Raw genomic sequence first — 24,469 nt, forward strand, 5'->3', positions numbered from 1 at the left:
AATAACTATAAATATGAAACTATATAAATATATTTTAATTCTAATATTATTCATTTCATGTGAAACGGACAAAATAGGTCCTTTATTGGATGAAAATACGAATGTCATTTTTTTTAGTGATGCTCTTTTCTATGAAAGTCCTAACGAAGATATTTTTGACGAAACGGCTTCTACTGTTTCTGTAGGAGAACAAGTAACTAAAAGCATTACTGTTGAGATAGGAGCAGTACTAGCAACGGCTAAAAATACTCAAGTCACTATTGGAGGCACAGCTGTAGAAGGTGTAGATTATACTATTGATGGAAGCTTAAACTTTGATTTTCCTGCTGGTGCTTCAGTTCAAAGTATCTCTATTTCATTAATTGATAACAATAATTTTGATGACGACCATACCATTGTCTTATCATTGCCTTCAGGTGAAGGATATTCAGAAGACAACAGGCGAGAACTTATTATTAATATTATTAATAATGAGGTAAGTTCAGGAACCGTTATTTCATCCATAGAATCTGAAAGTGATGATGCCGAAGAAGGAATCAATGGAAACTCTCCTGGGAATATTGATTTGGAAAGCTCTGATATAGAATTTGGTGAAGTAGAAGGTAGCACTAGAGGAACTGAGATTATAGGTTTACGATTTAACAAAATATCCATTCCAAAAGGAGCTACTATTACTTCAGCAAGTATTCAATTTACTGTTGATGAAGATGTAGATAACCCTGCAGATGTTGTCATGACAATTTTCGGAGAAGCTGTAGATAACGCAACCACTTTTACTTCAACCGACTTCGATATATCTAATAGAATACTAACTACTGCTAGTGTAGATTGGAATATACCCGTTTGGGCTACAGTTGGAGAAGCAGGTGCTAGTCAAAAAACTACAGACATAAAGTCTGTGATTCAAGAAATAGTTAATAGATCGGGGTGGGAATACGATAATAGCCTAAACATTATTTTCTCACCTACAGCTGCAACACTTGCTAACCCTACTGAATCAGGAAGAGTAGCAGAAGCTGGACCCGGTAGCGATGCTGCAACTATAACTATAGAATGGGAATTATAACAATTTTATCATTTGGACAAACAAAACACAAATAAAACAATGAAAATTATGAAAACAATATTAAAAGTAATCACTAAAGGCGGTTCTTTTTATCTGGGATTGTTGGCATTTATTATAATAAATTCTTGTGATACAAATGATGATGCTAATAGAATTAATGTTACACCACAAGAAAGACCTACAATAATATCAATAGAGCCAACTCTTGGTAGGTTTGGAGATGAAGTAATCATTACAGGAACAAATTTCGATCCCCAAATTGTTGATAATTCGGTAAAGCTGAATGGTATAACAGCTTCAATTAAATCAGCAAACCCTACATCAATAGTTATAACTGTTCCGGATGGAGCTAGTACAGGAGCAATTGAGGTTTCTGTAATAAATTTTGATGTTTCTGGTCCAACTTTTACAGTTTTAGCTCCTTTACCAGTAATGTCAAATATCACTCCTTTAACGGGAGGAGTAAGTGAGACTGTTACAATAACTGGTGAAAATTTTGGAGGAAATATTACCGACAATACAGTAAGTTTTAATGGCACAACTGCAGTTATAACAAGTTCATCTACAACTTCTATAACCACAAGTGTACCAGATGGAGCAACAACAGGACCCATTAGTATAACTGCTCCTGGAGGAACGGTAACGAGTAACGAAGATTTTACAGTACTTACAATAACTACATTGTCGGTTCCTTTAACCAGTGATGACGACGATGTAGAAGAAGTAGCTGTTAGCTTTGGTGAACCTATTGGTACTATGGACTTAGGCAGTAGTGATTTAGAACTTGGAGAAATCAGTAGTGGTCAAGGTTTAATGAATATTGGCTTAAGATATAATAATGTAACCATTCCTCAAGGCGCAACAGTTACAGAAGCTTATGTGCAATTTAACGCAGACAATACAGGAGCAGATGCTGTCGAGCTAACTATTTATGGCGAAAATGTTGCAAACGCTGCGGCATATACAGGAACTTTAGGAGAATTATCAGCTAAGACATTAACTGTAGCTAATGTAGTTTGGTCTATTCCAGAATGGGTAAATAAAGGCGATAGAGGCGATGCACAAAAAACTGTTAATATAGCGAGTATCATTAATGAGATTGTAAATAGAACCGATTGGATGTCTGGTAATAGTATTAACATTATTATGAAACATACAGGTGTAAGTACAGGAGTTTCGAGTTCTTCTGGAGGACGAGAAGCAGAAAATTATTCATCATCAAAACCAGATGATGGAGCAGAATTAATTGTTGTATATCAATAAAATAAAATTGAGGGAAATATCATGTTTATTATGGTTGTTTATTGAGTTAGTTAAATAAAAGCAGTGCTAATTATTTAAAGGACTGCTTTTTTTCAGAATATGCTATTAATGGTTATCACTCTGAATAGAGTTATAATATCAAAAACGGTAATTAAACAGATATAATTGATTGCAAAAAATAAAATAAGTAAATGAAACCAAGGTTATTAAATTATTGCTTTTTTCTAATTCTATCTTTATTGATATGTAGTTGTTTTTCTAAAAAACAAAAGCATATAAATTCGAATAGAATATATACTAAGGCTTTAAACGAAATTGATGGGCCTTATATATATGGCAAAAATGATAGTTTGTCAATAATCACCGTTCAAAAGGACAAAGATTCATCATTTTATATTTTTAATACAACCTTAAAAAGAATAAGCGGTCAACAATTTACATGTAACGTAAACAATTCAGATAAAGATAGTTTTTCATTTTCACTAATTGATAGTTATAAATTTCCTAAAACGGTTTATAAATCTCCTGAAAAACTATTTGTTACTTCAGATATAGAAGGGAATTTCAATGCCTTTTATAGCTTATTGGTTAGCAATAATGTTATGGACGAAAATTATAACTGGGTATTCGGTAGAGGGCATCTAGTTATTTGTGGAGATATGGTAGATAGAGGTAACAATGCTTGGGCTTGTTTATGGCTATTATATAAGCTAGAACAAGATGCAAAAAAAGCAGGTGGTATGGTGCATTATATTTTGGGAAATCATGATGTTATGAACATGCACGCTAACTTAAAATATGTAAAAAGGAGATACATAGAACTAGCAAAAATATTATCTGGAAAGGAAGATGAAAAAGAAGCATATAGAGACCTGCTTTCTGATACTAATGAATTAGCAAAATGGATTGCTTCAAAAAACTGTGTTGAAAAAATTGGAAACTCATTATATCTGCATGGAGGCATTAGTGAAGATGTAGTAGATGCTAATTTATCGTTAGATAGAATTAATGGAATTGTTAGAAAAAACATTAGGGTCAATTTAACAAGTAATCCGGGTGAAAACGAACTAGATAATTTAGTGTTTAGTAGGATGGGCCCCTTATGGTATCGAGGACTTGTTACTGATTATAATAGTGCGAGAGGGGAATACAGTAAAATAAATCAAAATAGCTTAGATGAAATTTTAAAATTTTTTAGTGTAGATCGGCTAGTAATAGGTCACACCATTGTTGATGATAAGATTACCAGCGATTTTAATGGTAAAGTGATAAGGGTAGATATTAAACACTCAAATGAAAAATTTACAGGTAAATCTGAGGCATTATTTATTGAACAGGGTAATTATTTTAGAGTTAATGATAGTGGAGAAAAATTTAAATTATCAATAGAGTAAAATTATGAATATTATAAAAAAAATAAAGAACAATCACTTTGTGTTAATTATAATACTTTTTGTGATTTTTTTGACAAATTGCTCAAAATCTGGCACTAATAGTGAACAAGAAAAAGTTGAAATACCTAAACCTAGTATAACCTCTATAAACCCTACAAAAGGAATAGAAGGTACTGCGGTAACAATTACTGGAGCTAATTTTAGTTCAGATATCTCAACAATTAGTGTAAAATTCAATAATAAGGTTGCTAATGAGATAACATTTGCATCAAAAAATCAAATTTCTACAAAAGTACCGTTTGGAGCAAAAACAGGACCTGTATCTGTCTCTATAGGCGCAGAAACAAGCACTAATTCTGTTAACTTTATAGTAGAAGAAGCACCGCTTCCACCTAGCATAACAGCATTAAGTTCAGTGTCAGAGTTAACAGAGGCTATCATTACAATTACGGGTACCAATTTTGGCAATAATATTTCAGGTATTTCTGTAAGCTTTAATGATATACAGGCTAACGATATAATATCGGTTTCAGAAACAGAAATAGTAGTAAAAGTTCCTGTTGGGGCTTCTAATGGACCAGTTAGTGTAACAAAAGGTCTTAATACCGCTATTGGACTAGATTTTACTGTTAAAACTCCTATAAATTTCAAAATTGCTTTCTTAGCCGATTCAGATATTGGCGTAAATGCAGATGCTGTTTTAAACCTTATAAAAAACGAAGGCTCACAGGTTGTTATTCATCCAGGAGATCTTAACTATTCAGAAATTCCACAAGATTTTGAAAATAATATTAATGGTATTTTGGGAGCTGAATTCCCATATTTTTATGGTGTTGGTAACCATGATGATACGGTTTGGAATGGCACTAATGGTTACCAATCATTTTTAGAAGCAAGGTTTCAAAGACTTGGTATTCCTTGGAAAGGTCAGTTGGGAGTATTATCCTCCTTTACTTATCAAGGTATTACATTTGTTAGCTCTGCTCCTGATGAATTTGGAATTACCACAACAGTAGCGGGTAATTATATTCGTGATGAGTTTGATGGTGTTAATGCTATATGGAGAATTGCCTTTTGGCATAAAAACCAACGACTTATGCAAATCGGAGGAAAAGGAAATGAAGCAGGTTGGAATGTTTATGAAGAATCTCGGAAGGCTGGAGCTATTATTGCTACAGGACATGAACATTCTTATAGTAGAACCCATGAAATGAGTAGTTTTCAAAATCAAACAATTTCAAGTACCGACAATACGGTTAACTTAATTGTTGATGACCCTTTAACTAGTATTGATGAAGGGCGATCATTTGCTTTTGTTTCTGGAATTGGAGGTAAAAGCCTTCGAGATGCCGAAAGTGGCTTAGAAAATAACCCTTGGTGGGCAAGTGTGTCTCATACAGGAAATGGTTCACAACATGGAGCTCTTTTTGGAGAATTCAATTATAATGGAGATACAACTTTAGCTCACTTTTATTTTAAGGATATAGATGGGAAAATTGTTGATGATTTTTTTGTTAGATCAAATGATTAACTTTTAAGAGATAAAAGAGCTAGCTTATTGAAAAAAACACAAAAATAGATTAACAAGAAATGGTTACTTAGACAATCAAAAACGACATATATGAATTAATTATATTAATTAATTCATATTATTTTAATTAATTTGCGAACGTTTAAGCAATTCTTTTTGTTGAAAAATAGCAAATTAAATATAACATCCTCATTAGTCTCTCTTCTAAAAAATGGGGATAGAAATGCCTATAAAACTATTTTTGATGCATACTATAAACGATTATATGTTTTTGCTTTAAAATATGTTGAAGATTCATATATGGCTGAAGAAATAGTTGAAAATGTACTATTTATTCTTTGGCAAAAACGTCATAAAATGGGAGATATAGATAATCTAAAATCTTATCTATATGCCATGGTTCGCAATACATCTTTAGATTATCTTAAAAATCAAAAGAAGTTTGAACGTTATGATAAAGAAAAGCATGACTCTATCCATTTTATGGAACAATTTATTATTGAAGAAGAAACACATGCCATTTTGTTTCAAGCCTTAGAAAGCTTACCAAGTAAATGCCGAAAGGTATTTGAGTTATCTTGTATAGAAGGAGTAAAATATGCAGATATTGCTGAGGATCTTCAAATTAGTTTAAATACAGTAAAATCTCAAAGAGCAAGAGCGATTGAGTTGTTAAGAATACATTTAAAAAACTACCCTCTTTTTCAGATCCTTTTAGCCAGTTTATAATTTTTTTTAAAATTTTCCACCCGAAAAGTATTTTTTATAGTCTTAGTAATAGAGCTTTATTAAAAAGCGTATTATTAGTTCTTTAAGATTGTTATTAAAGAGGCTAATTTTCAAAACTTATACGTACAATTTTTTATATCTATAATTACCAATAAATGCAACACGATTCTACAAAATACTACATATCAAGATTAATTTATAAATCAATTTCAAAGATTATAACTCCAGAAGAAGAAATAATTCTAGATAACTGGTTAAAAGTTGACGAAAATAACAAGCTATATAATAAGATAATTGATAAAAAACAGGTTCAAAAAAAAATATCTATTTACAATGAGATTGATACTGATTTGATTTTTGAGAGATTGGAAAAAAGAATAGATGAGGATGTAAAACCTATTTCAAAAGTTAAATATATTAACTCGGTTTCAAGAGCCTTTAAATATGCAGCAGTGGCTGTTATATTTTTAAGTTTAGGATATTTCTACCAACAAGGATATTTCTCAAGTAAACCAGAATTTGTTATACCATCAGAGCATATTACCTTAGAATTAGAAAATGGAAATATTCAAATTATAAATGAAGACGGTTCAACTAAAGTTGTTGATGTTAAAGGCAACGTTGTTGGTACCCAAAGCGGGACTCAATTAGTGTATAGCAATGATATTATAAAAGAAAAATTGGTTTATAATACGTTAACAGTACCTTATGGTAAACGGTTTGAAATACAACTGTCTGATGGTACAAACGTTCATTTAAATGCAGGTACATCATTAAAATACCCAGTTAAATTTATTAATGGAAAAAACAGACAAGTATTTTTAAATGGAGAGGCGTTTTTTGATGTAACTTCAGATAAAAAACATCCATTTATAGTAAATGCTGAAGCATTGAACGTTGAAGTGTTTGGAACCGAATTTAATGTTTCAGCCTATCCTGAAGATGCAACAACAGATGTTGTTTTGGTCGAAGGATCTGTTGCCCTTTACAATGAAGAAGAGACTTTAAAAGAAGGCGTTACAATTGTGCCAGGAACAAAAGGGTCTCATGATAAAAATGAGAATAACATTTCTACAGAAAAAGTTAATATTGAAATTTACACCCAATGGATGAAAGGAGGCTTGGTTTTTAGAAATAGCAGTTTTGAAAATATTTCTAAAAAACTTGAGCGTCATTATAATGTAAAAATAATAAATACAAACGAGCAGTTAAATAAAGAAGTTTTTAATGCAAGCTTTAAAGAAGAACCAATTGATATTATATTAAGCTATTTTAAAAATAGTTTTGATATCGAATATAGAATAGAAGAGAATACAATTTATATTAATTAACCAAATTTAAAAACGAAGACTATATGAAATAAAACAACCAAACTATTTAAGAAGTATATTAAAAATCACTTTATTTAATCTGAAAAGAGAAAATAAAAAACCGAAAAATGCTGTAACATTTTCCGGTATTTATAAGTGATCAACCAAAATTAGTTATTCACTATTAAAACATTCAAAAATATGAAAAAACTTCATGATAAGAAAGGTATGCCTCTACCTTTTATAAAAATTGATTTAAAAATGAAATTAACAGCCATCTTTGTCTTTGCTACTTTTTTTAGTATGCTTGCAAGCAATAATGGCTACTCTCAAGCAATTACTTTAGAAGAAGAAAATATAACTATTGATAAGGTAATTGATAAAATTGAAGCTACAACAAAATACAGATTTGTATACAATACTAAATTTGTTGACTTACAACGTAAAGTTTCAATAAAACTAAAAGATGCCAGCATTGAAAAGGTGTTAATTAATTTGTTTGATAATACAAATACAACTTATCAAATATTAAGAGAAACACAAATCATTCTTAAACAAAGAAAAGAGAACGATAATAGTAAAAACAATAATGTAAATAAGCAATCTGCTAATATAGAGCTACAACAAATTGAGGTTAGTGGTATTATATCCGATGATACAGGTCAACCCTTACCCGGTGCTACAATTATTGTAAAAGGAACTTCTACGGGTGCAACTACAGATTTTGATGGTAAATATACTTTAGCTGTAGAAAATGAAGATGCTATTATTGTTGTCTCTTATATTGGTTTTACAACACAGGAAATATCCGTTAAAGGACAAACAGAAATTAATGTTCAATTAGTAGCTAATGCATCTGAACTTGATGAAATAGTTTTAGTGGGATATGGATCGGTAGTTAAAAAAGATTTAACTGGAGCTGTTGCAACAGTAGATAATATTGGAGAAAGACCAGTAACCACAACCGAAGAAGCTTTACAAGGAAGTGTTTCAGGTGTTACGGTAGTTAGTGATGGTGGAGATCCAACAGGAGCGCCTAGTATTAAGATTAGAGGAATTGGTACTTTTAATGAGGAATCTCCTCTTTGGGTTGTTGACGGTGTTCCTTATTACGGAGGGCCTATTAACCCTTTTGATATTGCTTCTATAACTGTTTTAAAAGATGCTTCGTCTCAAGCAATTTATGGTGTAAAAGCCGCAGGAGGTGTAATTCTTGTAACAACTAAAAAAGGAAAAAATGGTAAATTATCTTTTGACTTTAACCATTATACTGGGTTTCAGAATGTAAAAAAACCCAAAGCGTTAAGTGCAGCTGATAGATATAAGTATTTAGATATAGCTACTAATAATGATGACCCAACATTTGTATTACCTCCAGAAAGTTCATACAATCAAGTAACGAGAACCAACTGGATTGACGAAATTTTTAGAACTGGTATTACTCAAAATTATGATATAGGAGCAAGAGGGGGAAATGAAAAATACAAGTTTTCTACATCATTAGGTTACAATAAAAAAGAAGGAACATTAATAAATACAGAAGCGACAAGATTGACTTTTAGGTTAAATTCTGAATTTAAAGTAAATGACAAACTTAAAATTGGAGAGAATGTTTCATTTACAAGAACAAATGGAAATTCTGCATTTACCGGAACAACAGATGAGAACGGAACACAGTCATACAATGGTCTTATATTACAATCTATTCTTGCAGATCCTGAAACGCCTGTTTATGACGAAAATGGAAATTATTCTGACTTACCTTCGGTAGCTACAATAAACCCTGTATCCACCTTAAATAGATTAGATATTGAAAATATTACTGAAGATTTGTTCGCAAACATCTATTTTGATTATAAAATTATTGAGGGATTAAAATTAAAGTCAAGCTTTGGGATAAATTCTAAAACAAATAACTTTAAAGAATTTAAACCGAGAAGCCCGGAACGGTCTAAAACAACAACTACTGATAATAGCCTTGATTATGCAACATCTAAACAGGTAGATTGGTCTTTAGAAACTACACTTAATTATAATAAGACATTTAACGATGTTCACAACCTTACCTTATTGGCAGGGCATACATTGCAAAGATTTCAAAGAAATGTTTTTAGTATAACAGGAAGAACCTTTGCTTTTGAAACAGATTCAGCTAGAGAGCTTATAAATGCAGAAGAGTTTACTTCGCCAAAAACAGGATATGGGGCTAATTCTTTAATGTCTTATTTTGGTAGAGCTATTTATGGATATGATGGAAAATATTTGTTAACTGCAAGTGTGAGACGAGATGGAACTTCTAAAATTCCTTCATCAGTTTCTGATAATACATGGGGTACATTTCCTGCAGTTGCAGTAGCTTGGAGAGCATCCGAAGAAGGATTCTTAAAAGAAAGTAAAACTATAAGTAATCTTAAACTAAGAGCTAGTTGGGGTATTATTGGAAACATTAATTCTTTAGGGAATTTCCCGACAAGCCCTCAATTAAGTTTAATACCTACAGTTTTAGGAGAATCGAGTGATAAATCAAATGGTTTTGCTGCTAACACTAGAGCAGACTTAAATATTAAATGGGAATTAACAAAATCTCTAAATTTTGGTTTAGATCTAGGTTTATTGGATAATGCATTAACATTTAGTGCTGATTATTTTATTAAAGATACTGAAGATTTAATTTTTCAGTTGCCAGTAAGTAGTTTAGAAGGAATAAATGAAAATCCATTTGTAAACGCTGGAAAAGTTAGAAATAAAGGATTTGAAGCTTCATTAACTTATCAAAAAAACGAAGGGGATTTTACTTATAGTATTTCTGGTAACCTGTCTAAAATAAACAATGAAGTACTTGAATTAACTGATGATATTGAAATTTCTCATATTAATAATGTAGCTAGTTTAACACCACTTAAATCAGTAGTTGGACAGCCTTTGTTTTCATTTTTTGTGGTAGAAACAAATGGTTTGGATGATAAAGGAGATTTGGTGTTTGTAGATCGCAATGGCGATAATGTAATTAACGATAATGATAAAGTTTATAAAGGAAGTGCTTTCCCTGACCTTACTTATAGCCTAAGAGGTAATTTTAATTATAAGAATTTTGATTTGAATATCTTTTTTCAAGGTGTAAGTGGATCGACTGCATTTAATGGTTTTAAACTTGGTAGTGTATATAATATAGGGCAAGGTAACCCAGAAATTAATTTATCTGTAGATGCTATTGATACATGGCACCCAGGAAACACAGGGTCATCTAATTTTAGATTATCTCATAGAGACGACAATGGAAACTTAACCACAGCATCAGATTTTTGGTTAGAAGACACCAGTTATTTGAGATTGAAAAACATTACTCTTGGATATACTTTTAATGATTTAAAAGTAATAGATAGGTTAAGAGTTTATGTGACAGGTGAAAATTTATTTACTATCACAGACTATTCTGGTTTAGACCCTGAAGTAGGATTGAATAATAATGGATTAGATGGTGGGCAATATCCGGTTTCTAAGGTATTTACATTCGGGCTTAATTTCGCATTTTAATAAAAAAATAATATAAAATATAAAGAATTATGAAAAAATATATTTTAATAAGCATTATAGTTTTTTCACTAGTAAGTTGTAGTGACTTTCTGGTAGAAGAATCAAGAGGAGAACCGACTATTGAAAATTTTTGGAATTCGGATGCAGAAGTTATTTCTGCTACTACACCATTGTACGTATTAAACAACAATCAAGGCTCTGGAATTAGCGATAGAGGCGTTTATGGTAGAGGATTACATTTATATTCTTTAATACCTAGTGATGATTTTGTAGTGGGAAAATCTAAAACCCAAATTCAACAAATTAAAGATTTTGAAACAACTGGATCTGGTTCATATACTAGAGATATTTGGGCTTTACATTTTGTTGTAATCAAAAGAGCTAATGACATTATACGTAATGTAACAGATAATGATGCTATAAGCCAGAAAGTTAAAGATTTCTCTTTAGGTCAAGCGTATTTTATGAGAGGCTTAGCATATTTTCAATTATCTGTAATATATGGAGATGATTCATCCGGAGGAATTCCTATTGTTGATGAAACAGTTACTGAAAATTTCTTTATTGAAAGACCAGCAAGTGTTACTACTAGCTATATGTTTGCGGCAGAAAGTTTCTCAAAAGCAGCAGATTTATTACCGTATTTTGACGATTCAGAATATTTTGCACAAGGATCAGATGGTCTTAGTCCAGGAACTAATCTAGGAAGAGCACATAAAAATGCAGCACTTGGTTATTTAGCTAGAACGCATTTACATAATGCGCAGTATGATTCTAGCTCATGGCAAAAAGTTATAGATGCCTGTAATCAAGTAATCAACTCAGGAAAGAATCAATTAGAATCTAATTTTGAAGATGTTTTTAAAATAGCTAATAATTGGGGTCCTGAATATCTTTGGTCTGTGCCAAGTAATGTGTTAGGAGGAAGTATGTTTCCAGGAGCCGCTTTAGAGAATAAAGGATGGGGAAAATATAACGGTTGGGGCTATTTTGCACCTACCTTAAATTTATATGAGTCTTATGAAGCAGGAGATACCAGAAGAGAAGCAACTTTGCTGGCTTTTGGAGATGAATTTCAATATTTTGGAGAGAGTAGAAGGTATTGGTCTACAACAAACTTAACAGGATTTCAGTTAAAAAAATATCTTGAACCTTATAGTTATGCAGATGGAGTTCATTTAAGCGCAGATGGAGATCAACCTACTACAGATTTGAATTTACCTTTATTGCGTTATTCACATATATTATTAATGAAAGCTGAAGCTTCGATAATGTTAAGTGGAGCAGGAGCAGGAGATACAGAAATTAATATAGTGCGTACACGTGCTGGATTATCTGCAAAGTCAGGTGCTACTTTAGATGATTTGAAAGCAGAGAGAAGAACCGAATTTGCTGGCGAATTGTTTGGTCGGTACGAAGACTTATGTCGATGGGGAGATGCTAGTAACCTTACTGAAGCTTTGAGAGGTAGAATTCATACAGATAAATCTGATCCTGATTCTGGATTTACGGTAGAGGAAGTGTGGCCTGCACGACCTCAATTTGATATTAGCACACATCATATTTGGCCAATTCCTCCAACGCCAATAAGTGCTAGTAAAGGAACATTATCTCAAAATAAAGGCTGGTAGTAGAGTAACCACAAATTTTATTGAATTAAATTTTAATTGGATAAGTGTATTCAAATTTAAGAATACACTTATCCTATAAATTCATTGTATATGTTTTTAAAAAAACTACCTCCTTTAAAACAAGAAAAACCATCAGAGAATAAAATACCAGATCAATTAATACCAAAAAAGTTTAAACATTGGAGGTGGCGCATGTTTATAGGTATGTATTTGGGATATACTATCTTTTATTTTACAAGAAAAAATATATCTCCTGCATTACCTCTAATTAGTGATAAACTTGATATAGACATTGTTCAATTAGGTATACTCAGTAGTGTTTTTTATGTAGTATATGGTATTGGTAAATTTATTAGCGGACTTTTTGCTGATAGAGCAAATATTAGAATGTTTATGGCTTTAGGTCTTTTTTTAGCCTCTATCATTCATTTGTTTATTGGTTTTTTAGATAGTCTATTTTTAATAGTTTTCTTTTGGGGGCTTAATGGAGCTTTTCAATCCATGGGGTTTCCACCTATTGCCAAAGGGTTAGTGCATTGGTTTTCGCCAAGTGAAAGAGCCACAAAATGGACCATTTTATCATCTTCGCATACAGCAGGAACTTTTGGAGTTGGACTTCTTGTAGCTGGGATTATTAATTTGTACAACAAAGGTGTTGTAGGATGGGAGGCCGTATTTTATGTGCCAGGTATAGTAGGATGTCTTACTTCTATATTTTTATTCATAACATTACGTGATCGACCAGTATCTTTAGGTTTGCCAGAAATTGAAGACTTTAAAAATGACCGACCAATAGTTGAGCTAACTGAAAAAACAAAATCACATTGGGAAATTTTAAAAAAATACATCTTTACCAATAAATATATTTGGATTTTAAGTTTAGCAAATATGTTTATTTATATTATTCGATTTGGAACTTTAGATTGGGCTACTATTTTTTTGTATGATGTAAAGGGGATAGACCAAATTAGTGTTGCTATGTTTTGGACTTTAATGCCTTTAGCAGGAATACCTGGTGGTATAGTAGCTGGGTATTTAGCAGATCGATTTTGGAATGGACGTTGTGTTCCTATTAATGTAATTTATCTCGTTTTATTAACATTTAGTATTATTGGTTTTTACTTCTACTCAGGACCTAATAATATAATTTTTACTGGTGTTTCCTTACTCTTAATTGGTTTTTTAATTGATGGCCCCCAAAATTTAATAAGTGGTGTGCAAGCATCTAGGGTAACAGTAAAAGAAGCAATTTCTGGAGCGTGTGGAATGACAGGTTTTTTTGGATATGTTGGAGCTACTTTTTCAGGAATAGGTCTCGCATACATAACAGAATATTTTGGATGGATGGCTATGTATGGAGCTTGTGCTTTATCATCAATTTTATGCCTTATTCTGGTATTAATGACTTATAAAAAAGAGAAAGGTGTTTAAATAATTTCAAATATTTTTTAACCTAATAAGTTACAGTTTTTTTGATTGGCTGTAGTTTGAGTTAGTTTAGTTTGATTAGAGTGGAGTTTATCTCCACTTTTTTCATTATTGATGATTATTGCAATTGATACTATAAAAAGTCCTCTTCAAAACTTGATATGAAATCGTGAATGTATTTCTTGTTTTTATTTATAGCTTTTACAACTAAATAATGATTTCGTTTTAAGCCATTTTTACTGATGCGTTTAAAAACAATGTTCTCAGAAAGTTTAAAAGGTTTTAGTTGCCATTTTGGAGCACACATAAGCCCCATATTAGCTTCAATCATTGATAAAGTAATTTCGGTAAATGGAATAGCTGATATTTTAATGGGAGTAATTTTATTAGGCTTTAAGAAGTGCTCATAAACAGAAACACCTTCCAGAGGAAAAGAATTTATAAATAAATGCGAATCTGAAAAGTGACTAGGTTCTATATAGTCTAAACTATTTAGTTGACTTTCTTGATGAATAACTGCAAAAATCTCATCTTCAAAAACTTTGATACTTTCCAATTCTTCAGATGCAGGTTTTGAGGTTACAATGGCAATATCAATTTCATTCGATAGTACTTGCGAAATGGTTTGATGTGTAGCTCCAAGGCTCAAATCTATATCAATTTCTGGATATAAAATTCCCATTTTTTGAATAAAACTTGGAATAGAGTGGAAAAAAGATTGACACTCTGCACTTAATTTAATGGCCCCTTTGGAACCCTCTTTTATATGTTGAATAGTGTTAAAACTTTCATCAATAGAATTAAATAGTTTATTAGCCAAACTGTAAAGCTCTTTACCTTCTTTAGTTAATTCCCATTTATTTCTACTCCTATGAAAAACTTTAAACCCTAAGCGTTCTTCAAGATCTCGTAATTGATGACTTAAAGCCGACTGAGTTAAAAACAAACGCTCTGAAGAGTTGGCAAGACTACCTTCTTCTGTAATAGTTTTAATGAGCCTAAAATATTTTAATTCCATAACTCAAAGATACAACACTTTGCAAATGAGTGTAGTTGAATTCTTTTCAATGATAGAAGAAAACCATTCAATTTACTTTCTAACAAAAATTGGATACTCACAATAATTTTGAAAAAAATAAAGACAGCACATATGTTTAAAATTAAAATAATACTACCAATTCTTTTTATTATCCATTTTGTTGGTTTTCCACAGCAGCAAAAAATTTTAAAAAAAACATACACTACTAAAAGTATTACGATATTGGAAATTCCAACAATAGATGGAAAATTAGAGGACGCTATATGGAAAGAAGAAAACGGTTGGGAGTCAAATTTTATCCAAAGGGAACCTAGAGAGAATGTATTGCCTTCAGAGGAGACATCATTTAAAATTTACTACGATTCAAAATATTTATATGTAGGAATTAAAAATTTTGATAAACAACCTGATAAAATAACCGATTGGATGTCTAGACGAGATGGTTTTGAGGGGGATTGGGTTGAAATTGCCCTTGATAGTAATCATGATTTACGTTCAGCATTTTCGTTTACGGTAACAGCAGCAGGAGTTAAAGGTGACAAGATAATAACTCTAAACGGAAAGAATGAAGATATAACTTGGAACCCCATTTGGTATGCTAAGAGTGTAATTACAAGTGAAGGATGGACAGCTGAGATAAAAATTCCTTTAAGTCAGTTACGTTTTGGTAATGTAGAAAATCAAGTTTGGGGGCTTCAGGTTATACGCAAATATTTTAAAAATGATGAAATATCTGTATGGCAGCGTATACCTATTGATGCATCTGGTTGGATAAGTGAATTTGGAGAATTACATGGTTTACAAAACTTGAAACCACAGAAGCAATTTGAAATTCAGCCTTTTGTTGTTACTTCTCTTGAAACATTTGAGAAAGACTCTAATAACCCTTACCGAAATTCAAATATAGCTTCAATAAATGCTGGTGTTGATGGGAAATTTGGATTTACTAATGATTTGACATTAGATTTTACTATTAACCCAGATTTTGGACAAGTAGAAGCAGATCCTGCAGCAATTGCATTAGATGGATTTCAATTATTCTTTCAAGAACAACGTCCTTTTTTTGTAGAGAATAAAAATATTTTTAGTTATCAATTTTCTAATCCAATTGTAGGTGGATCATTTAGTAGCGATAATTTGTTTTATTCCAGACGTATTGGAAGAGACCCTCAAGGTTTTGCTCAGACGAATGAAGGCGAGTTTTTGGATGAGCCAGAGAGAACCTCCATATTAGGAGCAATAAAGTTTAGTGGCAAAACGAAGAATGGTTGGTCAATTGGGGTTATGGAAAGCATGACTGCCAATGAGTTTGCAGAAATTAACAATAATGGAGACGAAAGAAAACAACGTATCGAGCCATTTACCAATTATTTCGTAGGCCGTGTACAAAAAGATTTTAATCGCCGTAATACATTTTTAGGAGGAATTGTTACATCAACAGTTCGAAGCTTGGACGAGCATACAGACTTCTTGCATAAATCGGCTACAACCGCCGGTCTCGATTTTCTGCATCAATGGAAAAACAGGGCTTGGTATTTGGGAGTAAATATGGTGATGAGCCATATAGAAGGAAGTGAAACGGCTATTTTGAGAACACAACGCTCTATTTCACACTTATTTCAACGAACTGATGTTAGCCATATTTCAATAAACCCAACAAAAACGTCACTTACAGGTACTGGAGGCGATATTAAATTTGGAAAAGCAGGACAAGGTCATTTAAAATTTGAAACAGGGGTTACATGGCGATCGCCAGAATTAGAATTGAACGATCTTGGTTTTATGCGCGAAGCAGATGATATTCAAAATTATGCGGGAATCATTTATAGTTCGTTAAAACCTTTTGGAGCATTCAGAAAAGGTGCATTAACCTATCAACATTGGGTAAAATGGGATTTTGGAGGTAATTTAAACTTTATAGATTGGGATGTAGAAGCTACAGGTACATTTCAAAATAACTGGAATGCTACAGCTGGCTTTTTTCATCAACCACATATTTACTCAAAGTCATTATTGCAAGGTGGTCCAAGAATATACCTGCCAGACCAATATGGTTTTTGGTGGGCTTTAGGAACAGATTCTAGAAAAAAACTGTCTTTTAGCTTAGATGGATGGACAAAAACGGGAAATAAGGATAGTTATTTTTTATTAGAGAATGGTATTAAAATTTCCTATCAGCCTTTAAATCAATTAAGTCTTTCATTATCTCCAAGATATAATATAATCAGGCATCGATTGCAATACAATGAAACTATAGATTTTAATGGTTTACCACGTTATATTATGTCCAAGTTAAATCAAGACACTTTTAGTTTAGCGTTTAGACTTAATTATACTATTAATCCAAATCTTTCTATTCAATATTATGCTGAGCCATATATTTCTAAAGGATTGTACAATGATTTTGGATATATAAATAAACCCCTAGCAAGAACACAAAGCGAACAACTATATACTTTTAATGAAAACGAAATTTACCATGATGAAATGACTGAGCCTTTCTCGTACGGTATAGATCAGACTTTAAATGGAATAACTGATTATAGATTTAATGACCCAAATTTTTCATTTGCACAGTTTAGGTCAAACCTTGTTGTGAGATATGAATACAAACCAGGCTCTGAAATATTCTTGGTTTGGTCACAAGGAGTTACTGATTTTGGAAGACCTACTGGTAGTTTATCTCGAAGTTTTGATAATCAAATTTTTAACAAACAACCCAATAACACTTTCCTGATAAAGGTAACTTATCGCTTTTTTTAAATGAGATACGACTATAGAAACTCAAATTAAATTCAAAAACTATTAATCGAAAATTATGAAAACAATAGGATTGATTGGAGGGATGGGCTGGGAATCATCAAAACTCTATTATGAGCGTATTAATAAAAAAGCCAATGAAGTTTTAGGAGGCTCGCATTCTGCAAAAATTATTATGGTATCTGTTGATTTTGCTGAAATAGAAAAACTAACATTCGCAAATGATTGGCACGCTATCGGGAAAATTGTTGCAAAAAGTGCAATACAATTAGAGAAAGCGGGAGCAGAAATGGTTGTACTATGTACAAATTTAATTCATATTGTAAGTGAAACAATTATTAAAAATATTTCGATTCCCTTTTTACATATAGCTGATGCTACAGGAGAAGTTATTGAAAAACAGAATTTGAAAAAGATTCTTCTTTTAGGTACTAAATATACTATGGAGAAGGATTTCTATACCAAAACACTAGAAAAAGCATATGGTTTAGAAATTGTAATTCCAAAAACAAAAGACAGAGATATTGTACATGCTATTATTTATAAAGAATTGCTAAAAGGCAAATTTACCGATACTTCAAAAAGGGCAATTATAAAAATTATTAAAGAATCGCAAATTGGAGGAGTAGAAGGTGTTATTTTAGGATGTACAGAATTACCTATGCTTGTAGGCGAAAATGATGTAGCAATTCCAACTTTTGATACAGGAGAAATTCATGTAAATAAAGCAATAAAAATAGCAACAAATGAAGATGAAGGAGCTCAAAAGGACAATTTTCTTTTTGAAAAAAGAGGAATTGTAAAGGGTATTAAGTTTAATAAAAACCACCTTACAGATGAAAAAATTGAGAATGAATGTGAAGAGTTAAATACTAAAGTAATTTCATCTAAACAAAAACCCATTACTTTTATATTTCGATTCAATGTAGCAATTTTTTTTGCAAATTATGTAAATGCTATGAGTAAATGGTTATTTCATGATTCGGGCTGTAAATACAGGTCTAATAAAAGTGATATTGGAAGAATGATTCACAAATAATTAAAGTAAATTTAGTTTTTATTAAAATGCTAGCATGGAAGTTAAAAGCTTAATTGATATTGATTTTTCAATGCTTATGGAATGTTTTCTAAAAGCGTTTAAGGGGTATTTTGTAAAAATGCCAACGGACCATGAGTACTATAAAGAACGTTGGCGTATGGCAAATGTTAAATTAGCGATGTCCTACGGTATGTTTAAAAATGAAAAACTGGTAGGATTCATTATTAACGCTATAGATGAGAGAAATGGAAATTGGATTGCCTTTAATACAGGTACAGGTGTGCTTCCAGAATATAGAGGGCAACACATAGTAAGCTCCATATATCAATATGCTATACCAGATTTAAAGAAGCATGGGATTACAAAATGTAGATTAGAGGTTATTAAAGATAATGCCATTGCTATAAAAGTATATGAACGTATTGGTTTTAAAATCACTAAAAATTACAAGTGCTATAATGGTAATATTACTCTTAAAGAAGCATTTACAGATTTTGAGTTGAAAAAAGTTGATGATTCTTACTATGATTGGAATACTTTAAATCAAGAAAATTATTCTTGGGATAATCAATTTAATACTGTTGAAAGAGGAAGCTATAATTATTATGTTATTTATATAAATGGTAAGATGGATTCCTATTTTATTATTAACCCTAATAATGGCTATTTAGCACAGTTTAATACATTAAATAATAGCTTAGATATAGACAGTTGGAATGTTTTATTTAACGGAATAAAACTTGTTTCTGATACTATAAAGGTTAATAATGTAGATGAAAGATTAATTGGAAAAATTCATTTTTTAAATAAAATTGGTTTGCAAAATACAGTTGATCAATATGAGATGGAGTTTGATATTTACTAAATGAAATCATGAAAATTTGAACATGAGATCATAATTATAACTTCCTCTTTAAATAGTTTAAAGTATTTTATTGAATTTTATATTTTTCAATAATCTTTTGGGCATCTTTATTTTTTACTTCTCTTTTAAATACAGTAGGAGGTACTCCAAATTCATCTTTAAAACATTTGGTAAAGTATTTTCGATCTTTATAGCCCACTATGTATGAAGCTTCAGAAATATTATACCCATTATTAATAATTAATAAGGCTGCTTTTTTCATTCTCATTGATCTTACAAATTCTACTAAAGTTTTACCAGTAATATCTTGACATTTTCTATAAATTACGGAATAACTCATATTTAATGATTTTGATAATTCTTCTAATTTAAAATTCGGATTTTCTATTTGTTTTTGCAATTCTTCTACTAAATCTTTGATGAAAGCATCATCTTTTGACAGTTCTTTTATTTCAGCAGGAGCACTTAAACGATCTGTTTTATATTTAGATAAAACTTTTTCTTTGGAAGCTATTATGTTTTTTAGTTTTAAAGAAAGTTCATGAAAATTAAAAGGTTTTATTATATATTCAATAGCCCCAGACTTTAGTCCAGCAAGTTTTGTAGGCGTTGAATTTTTTGCAGTAAGCAAAATAATAGGAATATGTGAAGTAGATTTCTTTTTTTGTAGTTTTTTACTCATTTCTATGCCATCCATAACTGGCATCATAATATCACTAATTATTAAGTCTGGATTATTTTTTTCTGCTAGTATTATACCTTCTTTTCCATTTTCGGCCATAAGTAAATTATATGTATCACTTAGAACATCTCGTAAAAATATTTGCATTTCAATATTGTCTTCAACAATTAATAGTGTATGTGTTTTTTTTGAGTTAGTACTATTAGTTTTTAAATCAAATTCTTTTTCTAACAAGCTAAAATCCGTTTCTAAAGAATCTGAAATAAGACCAGAATTTTCAACAAAAACTTTTTCGTCATCAGAAAATATATCATCTCTAGTGGAAAGTTTAACTGAAAAACATGTGCCAAATTCTGGAGAAGAATCAACATTAATTTCTCCTTTGTGTAGAGAAATAAGTTCTTTTGTAAGTGCAAGACCTATACCAATTCCCTTGTTGTGCTTACCTACATCAGTTTGGTAAAAAAGTTTAAAAATGTCTTCTAACTCTTCTTTTGAGATGCCTGGACCAGAATCTGTAACTGATATTTCAACAAAATCATCTTTTAGATTAAAAACAGTTTTTAGAGAAATAGTGCCTTCTTTAGGTGTAAATTTAAAAGCATTGGATAGAAGGTTATAAATAATATGCTCTATTTTATCTTTATCATACCATATATTTACTATGTCTTCAGGATATTCTTGTATAAAGTCTATGTTTTTAAATCTTGCTTGTTCACTAAAGGATAAGGCAATACGCTTAAGGTCATCAATTAAATTATTTTTTGAAGCAAATAGGCGCAGTTTACCTAACTCTTTATTTCTTACTGTCATAAGCTCCATCGCAATTCTAGATAAACGATTGGCATTATTGCTAATTATTTGTAAACGTTGCTTTAGCAGTTGGTTGCCATTAGCAGAAGCACGTTCTAGCATATCTCCAATTGGGCCAGAAATTAAAGTTAATGGTGTTTGAATTTCATGCGACATTTTTGCGAAAAAATTCATTTTTAAAGCATATAGCTCTTTTTCCTTATTATTTTGCCAAGCTTCTTTTGCTAATTTACTTTTTAGGCGTCCCCATATTACAATGCCGTAAACTAATAACAAACCACATACAAGATAAATTACATATGCAATTTTACTTAGCCACCAAGGCGGCTTAATATAAATACCAACCTTTATAGGGGCAATATCCCATTCTCCTTTTTTTGCCCCTGCTTTTACTTCAAAAGTATAATTGCCGTAAGGAATATTAGTATAACTAGCAATACGATCATTTTTTGGTGTTATCCAATCTGTGTCAAAACCATTTAATTTATAGGCATAATGGTAATTTGGGTTTATCACATTATCAATAGCCGAAAACTGAAATGAAAATGAAGATTGATTTGAATTTAAATTTAAATTTTTAACATACTCTACACCTCCTTTTATTTGATCTCCAATAATTAAGCGAGCAGGCTTATTTAAAATCTCTATGTTGTTTATATATAATTTTGCATCAATTTCTTCTTTATTTAACTCAGGAGGAAAAAAGGAATTTACACCATCTTCACTGCCAAAATACATGGTACCATTAATTTCTTTATAGGCACTTCGCCGAGTAAAACTATTACTTTGAAATCCATCAATCTTATAGAAAGATTTGAAAGTATCATTTCCAATATTATAATGATGCAAACCTTTATTGCTACTAATCCATAAATTATTATAATCTTCTATCAAAATAGAGCTCACATTTATATCTTCAAAATGATCTTTGTTTACAAATGATTCATAAGTATTATCTTTAATATTAAATTTTATGAGCATACCCGAAGCGCATAGAATCCATAAACTCCCTTTGTAATCAGGCATTAATGAATGAATATTATAGTTTCGAGAATCATTTTCTTGCTTTAAGAAATAATTATATTTTGTGAAGTAAGATTTATTTATATCTATTAAGTTCTCATTAAATTTAAATAACTTATTAGGGTTTATGCCTACCCAAATTTCTTTGTTTTCGTCCTCATTAATAGCCATAGAAATGTTTCCAAATAAACCATTGTCATCATAATCAAAAATGGTAAGTAACTTTTGATTATCTGAAAAAATATTTATTGAGTTTGACGATGCTGCCCAAATTCTGTTTTTTGAGTCTTTAAAAAGAGCCCTTATGTCTGGTGAATAAGTTCCAGTTGAGTTTGAAGTGGCAATCTTAGTAAAGGTGTCAGATTTTTTATTGTAAACCCATAATCCCTTTTGATAGGTGCCAATCCAAATATTTCCTTTTTCATCTTCTAAAATATTTTGAATATATCTGCCTTCAAAAAAATATTTATCTTTTTTATTTATATCGTATTGTACTTTAGTTTCATCTGGAAATACCCTATTTAACCCTTTGCCGTCTGTACCTAACCATAAAGATTTATCTGAAGACTTTAATATTGAAAGGACTGTGGTAGGCGTATTATTTTCTAAACCATTATAGTATTTTATAATGTTGTTGTTTTTTGGCAGAATATTTATTTCACCTCTTTTTGCTACAATCCAGATATTTCCTTTTGAGTCTTCACTAATGTTACCAATAGTATTGCTACTTATTGAAAACTTATTTGTCTCTTCATGTTTAAAAACTGTGATTTTATTATTCTCAGGATTAATAGAATAAAGCCCATCCCCATCTGTTCCTACCCATATAATTCCAGAATTGTCACAAAAAATAGAAATATACATATGATGCTTTAAGCTAGTTTTTGAAGCATCTATATTATTATATTGCTTAAAACTGTCTTTTTCTTTTGGGTTATACCTGAATAAACCATCTAATTCGGTGGCAATCCAAAGCCCTCCATTTTTATCGTTTTCTACTCTTATTATTTGTGCTTTTTCTTTTAAAGGAAGCTTTAAAGCTTCCAATGTGTTTGTCTTTAGAGAGTAACTATACACTTTCCCATTGAATGTACTTAGCCATATTTTTTCTGGGTTTGTAATAGCAATATTTTCTATTCTTTGAGGCAAATCATTTATTCTGGGTAAAGTAATAATGCTATCAATTTTTGATGATGCATAATCATATTTATATAATATACCATTTACACTCCCAAACCATACATCTTTTGTATAGGCTTTCATAGCAGATATTTGCTGAGGCTTTTTGTTGTTTAAAACAGCATCTTTATAAGAAGTATTAATACCATCTATTTCAATTTTTGTTAGTTCGCCATTAAAGGAAGAAATCCAAATATTATTATTGTTATCCTTTATCATTAAAAAATCTCTATCTCTTGTGTAAGCTGAGCCAAAAAGAGATGTAAAAGGTGTTAATGAAAAGTTGTAACCATCATATTTGTATAAACCACCACTACCAAATACTCTAATAAACCCTAAATGATCTTCTACGATATTTGAATTACCAAAAAAGTTTTGATCTAATTTTATAAAGTTTGACTTTTCTTGACTAAAACTGATTGCATTAACGAATACAATAAGCTTAAAGAGCATAAGTAATTTTGAAGAGTAACTCATTTTATTTATTAATAGAACAAGAAGTTTGTGATATTATTTAATAAATAACAATCATAACAACTTTAGGAGGATTTATTCAAATTTACATGTTTAGATTTATTATAGAAAGGTTTAATACTCAAAAAAACTAAAAATGTTATTGTGTTTTAGTATGTTCTATAGCACAAGAGACATATTAATCAAAGATGGTAGGTATATTTACCTTAACCTACTTTTTGCATAAAATGTAAGTTGTTTTAGGTAAAAAAACCTGCTCTTATCTGCTTAAAAGATTTCAATATTTGTAACAATGAATTGTGCTTCATAAGTGCACATTGTTAATTTAAGAAATATTAATACTATGAATAAACGTCGAAATTTTGTAAAGCAAACAGCATTAGCTGGTGCAGGCCTTACAATATTACCAAGTTTAACATTTGGCAAAACTACAAATCAAACAACAGCGAATCTTAAGATAGCTTTTATAGGTGTTGGTTTAAGAGGAACTAACCATTTAAAAAATGCTTTAAGAAGAAAAGATTTAGAGATTACTGCTATTTGCGATATCGACCCAAATCGTATAAACATTGCTTTAGATAAAATTAGTAAAGCTGGAAAGAAAAAACCACAGGTTTTTGGAGATAATGAGCTTGATTACAGAAATCTATTAGAATTAAAAGAAGTAGATGCTGTTATAATATCTACACCATGGTTGTGGCACACCAAG

General features: G+C 30.8%; 15 protein-coding genes. 13 read left to right on the plus strand and 2 right to left on the minus strand.

What is annotated here, in order from left to right; translation table 11 throughout:
- Positions 1-13: 13 nt before the first annotated feature.
- The 9 genes from M3P09_RS16965 (at position 14) to M3P09_RS17005 (ending at position 13,889) form a co-directional block, all read left to right on the plus strand.
- Complete coding sequence (locus M3P09_RS16965) at positions 14-1,066, plus strand: hypothetical protein (RefSeq protein ID WP_099563673.1); 1,053 nt, start codon at positions 14-16, stop codon at positions 1,064-1,066.
- A gap of 48 nt (positions 1,067-1,114) precedes the next feature.
- Positions 1,115-2,329: an IPT/TIG domain-containing protein gene (locus M3P09_RS16970; protein WP_249974022.1), complete on the plus strand. Its 1,215-nt coding sequence runs from the start codon at positions 1,115-1,117 to the stop codon at positions 2,327-2,329.
- A 191-nt stretch (positions 2,330-2,520) separates the two neighbouring features.
- Positions 2,521-3,723: a metallophosphoesterase gene (locus M3P09_RS16975; protein ID WP_249974023.1), complete on the plus strand. Its 1,203-nt coding sequence runs from the start codon at positions 2,521-2,523 to the stop codon at positions 3,721-3,723.
- 61 nt (positions 3,724-3,784) lie between these two features.
- Positions 3,785-5,254 carry an IPT/TIG domain-containing protein gene (locus M3P09_RS16980; protein WP_249974024.1) on the plus strand — a complete coding sequence of 490 codons (1,470 nt, stop codon included), beginning with the start codon at positions 3,785-3,787 and terminating at the stop codon, positions 5,252-5,254.
- 159 nt (positions 5,255-5,413) lie between these two features.
- On the plus strand, positions 5,414-5,983 hold the full coding sequence (locus M3P09_RS16985; protein WP_249974025.1) for an RNA polymerase sigma-70 factor: 570 nt from the start codon (positions 5,414-5,416) through the stop codon (positions 5,981-5,983).
- A gap of 155 nt (positions 5,984-6,138) precedes the next feature.
- Complete coding sequence (locus M3P09_RS16990) at positions 6,139-7,314, plus strand: FecR family protein (protein WP_249974026.1); 1,176 nt, start codon at positions 6,139-6,141, stop codon at positions 7,312-7,314.
- A 180-nt stretch (positions 7,315-7,494) separates the two neighbouring features.
- Positions 7,495-10,827 (plus strand): TonB-dependent receptor, encoded by a 3,333-nt coding sequence (locus tag M3P09_RS16995; RefSeq protein WP_249974027.1) that lies wholly within the window; start codon positions 7,495-7,497, stop codon positions 10,825-10,827.
- A 29-nt stretch (positions 10,828-10,856) separates the two neighbouring features.
- Positions 10,857-12,458 carry a RagB/SusD family nutrient uptake outer membrane protein gene (locus M3P09_RS17000; protein WP_099563679.1) on the plus strand — a complete coding sequence of 534 codons (1,602 nt, stop codon included), beginning with the start codon at positions 10,857-10,859 and terminating at the stop codon, positions 12,456-12,458.
- A 90-nt stretch (positions 12,459-12,548) separates the two neighbouring features.
- A complete protein-coding gene (locus M3P09_RS17005) occupies positions 12,549-13,889 on the plus strand; it encodes an MFS transporter (RefSeq protein WP_099563680.1) in 1,341 nt (446 codons plus the stop codon).
- A gap of 130 nt (positions 13,890-14,019) precedes the next feature.
- On the opposite strand, the gene M3P09_RS17010 is transcribed toward M3P09_RS17005, so the two are convergent.
- The gene (locus tag M3P09_RS17010; RefSeq protein WP_099563681.1) at positions 14,020-14,904 is read right to left on the minus strand and encodes a LysR family transcriptional regulator; all 885 of its coding nucleotides are present in this window, start codon (positions 14,902-14,904) and stop codon (positions 14,020-14,022) included.
- A 132-nt stretch (positions 14,905-15,036) separates the two neighbouring features.
- Here M3P09_RS17010 and M3P09_RS17015 point away from each other — a divergent pair, with 132 nt between their 5' ends.
- Genes M3P09_RS17015 through M3P09_RS17025 form a run of 3 tightly spaced genes read left to right on the plus strand, consistent with a single transcriptional unit; the run spans position 15,037 to position 19,589 of the window.
- The gene (locus tag M3P09_RS17015; protein ID WP_249974028.1) at positions 15,037-17,688 is read left to right on the plus strand and encodes a DUF5916 domain-containing protein; all 2,652 of its coding nucleotides are present in this window, start codon (positions 15,037-15,039) and stop codon (positions 17,686-17,688) included.
- A gap of 55 nt (positions 17,689-17,743) precedes the next feature.
- Positions 17,744-18,724 (plus strand): aspartate/glutamate racemase family protein, encoded by a 981-nt coding sequence (locus tag M3P09_RS17020; RefSeq protein WP_249974029.1) that lies wholly within the window; start codon positions 17,744-17,746, stop codon positions 18,722-18,724.
- A 34-nt stretch (positions 18,725-18,758) separates the two neighbouring features.
- The gene (locus M3P09_RS17025; protein ID WP_249974030.1) at positions 18,759-19,589 is read left to right on the plus strand and encodes a GNAT family N-acetyltransferase; all 831 of its coding nucleotides are present in this window, start codon (positions 18,759-18,761) and stop codon (positions 19,587-19,589) included.
- A gap of 67 nt (positions 19,590-19,656) precedes the next feature.
- Here M3P09_RS17025 and M3P09_RS17030 read toward each other — a convergent pair whose 3' ends face one another.
- Positions 19,657-23,739 (minus strand): two-component regulator propeller domain-containing protein, encoded by a 4,083-nt coding sequence (locus tag M3P09_RS17030; protein WP_249974031.1) that lies wholly within the window; start codon positions 23,737-23,739, stop codon positions 19,657-19,659.
- A gap of 364 nt (positions 23,740-24,103) precedes the next feature.
- On the opposite strand from M3P09_RS17030, the gene M3P09_RS17035 reads away from it, so the two are divergent.
- Positions 24,104-24,469 (plus strand): Gfo/Idh/MocA family protein (locus M3P09_RS17035; protein WP_249974032.1); only part of this gene is annotated, 366 nt, incomplete at its 3' end.

Origin of the sequence: Jejuia spongiicola, assembly GCF_023502325.1 — a bacterium.
In the GTDB taxonomy this organism is placed as follows: domain Bacteria; phylum Bacteroidota; class Bacteroidia; order Flavobacteriales; family Flavobacteriaceae; genus Wocania_A; species Wocania_A spongiicola.